We start from the raw sequence: 2,373 nt of genomic DNA, 5'->3' as shown, positions 1-2,373 counted from the left end.
GTGCGGTAGACGCCGTGGGCGGTGAGGGAACCGGGGCCGACGAGGTAGCCGCCGGCGCCCCGGATGTCGATGCCGGGGGCGAGGCGGCTCGCGGAGTTCGGGACGGTGACGCCGGGCGGGCCGGTCAGCCAGAGGTGACGGCCGCCGCTGGGGGTGAGCACCACGACCGTCTCCGGGATCGTGAAGAGGTGGCGCAGGGCCAGGTGCCGCAGGGCCGCGGTGGCGTCCGTGTCCGCCTTGGTGTCCAGGTCCACGCCGATGAGGTGGTGCGGCGCGCGGCCGCACGCGATGCCGTATCCGGTGGCCCACGGGGCGGCGGCGAAGAGAGCGCGGACGGTCGCGGGATCGGTCGTGGCGTCGTGCACGCCGTGCCCCGGGCCCCCGCACTCGCCCCGGCACAGCAGCGGCTCGGGCGCGTCCCGGTGGGGGGAGCGCAGGGCGGGGAGCTTGGTGCGGGACAGCGGGATGACGGGGAGCCCGCGCTCGGCGGCGGACAGCGCGTGGGCGAGGGCCAGGGTGGCGGTGCGCCGGTCGATGGTGGCCATGGATCCATGTTCGTACGTACGTTCGATGAAGGGAAGGGGGCGCGGGCCTGCCGTGCGTGCGCGGGCCCCTCTCTCCCCTTGGGGCGTCCGGGGAACCGTGGTGCGGGAGGGTGGCCTGGGGCTTTGGGGGCGTGAAGGGTGTTTATCGACATGTCCTCACGCTTGAGGGGGAATCGGGCCCTCCTGGGTGGTTCGCCGGGGATTCGGTGGGCAATTCTGATCTCGCGACGTCGTGAACAACGCTGAGGCAGTCGGCCAACTGCCCGGGGATCAGCCGTACTTACCGCTACTGGAGGAATCCACATGGCAAGCATCCGTACCGCCCGTGTCGTCGCAGCCGTCGCCGCGCTGCCCCTGGCGGCCGCCCTCCTCTCGGGCGTCGCCGTCGCGGACAACGGCTCCTTCGCGAGCAACGGGTCGAACGCGGCCGTGGCCACGATCAGCGGCAGCGGTGTCGGAGGCCACAACGGCGGCAACTCGACCACCACGCAGCAGGTGGCGACGGGCTCCGGTGCGTCGAACCAGAACAACACGGCGAGCGTCAACGGCTCCGGCTTCACGGCCATCGACCAGGACAACGAGACCATCGCCGTCAACTTCGCGCAGCTCTGGTGAGCCGTGGCGGGACCGGGGTCTGTGTTGCGGGGTGAATGACTGCCTGCGCGACGGCGACGTTTGTCGCTGTCGCGCAGGCCGTTCCCGTTTCGGGGGCGCTGCCGCCCCCGGCGTGCGTCTTGACAGCGCGGGCGGAACTGACGGACAGTCAGAAACCTTCGCCGTGTGACACCGCCTGCCCCGGAGGACGCCGCCGTGCACCTTGCCCCCACCGCGCGCCAGCGGCGATTGCGCGCCGAACTGCGCTCGTACTTCCGGGAAGTGATGCGCGGCACGGACCCGCACGACGCCGCGGCGCGGCGCGCGCTCCTGCGGCGGATCGGCGGCGACGGGGTGCTCGGGCTCGGCTGGCCCGTCGAGTACGGCGGCCAGGGACGCGGCGCCGACGAGCAGTTCGTGTTCTTCGACGAGGCGTACCGGGCCGGCGCCCCCGTCTCCATGGTCACGCTCAACACGGTCGGGCCGACGCTGATGAAGTACGGGACGCCCGCGCAGAAGGACTACTTCCTCCCCCGGATCCTGCGCGGCGAGTGCGTCTTCGCGATCGGCTACACCGAACCGTCGGCCGGTACGGACCTCGCCTCGCTGCGCACCCGCGCGGTGCGCGAGGGCGACGAGTGGGCCGTCGACGGGCAGAAGGTCTTCACCAGCAACGCGCAGCACGCCGACTGGATCTGGCTCGCCTGCCGTACGGACCCGGACGCCCCCAAGCACCGGGGCATCTCGATCGTGCTGGTCCCGACGGACGCGCCGGGCTTCTCGTGGACGCCGATCGAGACGGTCGGGGGCCTGACCACCACGACGACGTACTACGACGGCGTACGCGTGCCCGCCGGAAACCTCGTCGGTCCCGAGCACGGCGGCTGGGGGCTGATCACCAACCAGCTGAACCACGAGCGGGTCGCGCTCGCGGCGATCGGCATGCAGGCCGAGGACTGCTACGACCAGGTGCTCGCCTACGCCGCGACCCCCGACCCGGCGACCGGCGAGCGGCCCGCCGACCGGCCGTGGGTACGGGCCCGGCTGGCCGAGGCGCACGCCCGGCTGGCGGCGGTGCGGCTGCTGAACTGGCGGCTGGTGGGGGACGTGGGGGCGGGGACGCTCGCGCCGGGTGACGCCAGCGGCGTGAAGTTCATGGGAACCGAATCGGCCGTCGCGGTGTACCGCATGTGCCAGGAGATCGCGGGCCCGGCGGGAATGGTGCGGTCCGGTT

General features: G+C 72.7%; 3 protein-coding genes. 2 read left to right on the top strand and 1 reads right to left on the bottom strand.

Translation table 11 applies throughout. From position 1 onward, the window contains the following. On the bottom strand, window positions 1-545 hold a 545-nt coding region (locus E2E34_RS33450), incomplete at its 3' end, for a bifunctional DNA primase/polymerase (protein ID WP_138905588.1). A gap of 303 nt (window positions 546-848) precedes the next feature. On the opposite strand from E2E34_RS33450, the gene E2E34_RS33445 reads away from it, so the two are divergent. Continuing rightward, window positions 849-1,160, top strand: coding sequence for a hypothetical protein (locus E2E34_RS33445; protein WP_138905587.1), 312 nt, complete (start codon window positions 849-851; stop codon window positions 1,158-1,160). Between the two features lie 195 nt (window positions 1,161-1,355). Further along, window positions 1,356-2,373: acyl-CoA dehydrogenase family protein (locus E2E34_RS33440; protein ID WP_138905589.1), on the top strand; the 1,018-nt coding region annotated here is incomplete at its 3' end.

Origin of the sequence: Streptomyces albidochromogenes, assembly GCF_005981925.1 — a bacterium.
Classification (GTDB): Bacteria; Actinomycetota; Actinomycetes; order Streptomycetales; family Streptomycetaceae; genus Streptomyces; species Streptomyces albidochromogenes.
The sequence above is the reverse complement of the archived record's forward strand: the minus strand, read 5'-3'. Positions and strand labels throughout refer to the sequence as shown.

Coding starts and splice junctions, on each gene's coding strand:
- E2E34_RS33445 (WP_138905587.1), top strand. CDS start 849: ATGGCAAGCATCCGTACCGCCCGTGTCGTCGCAGCCGTCGCCGCGCTG.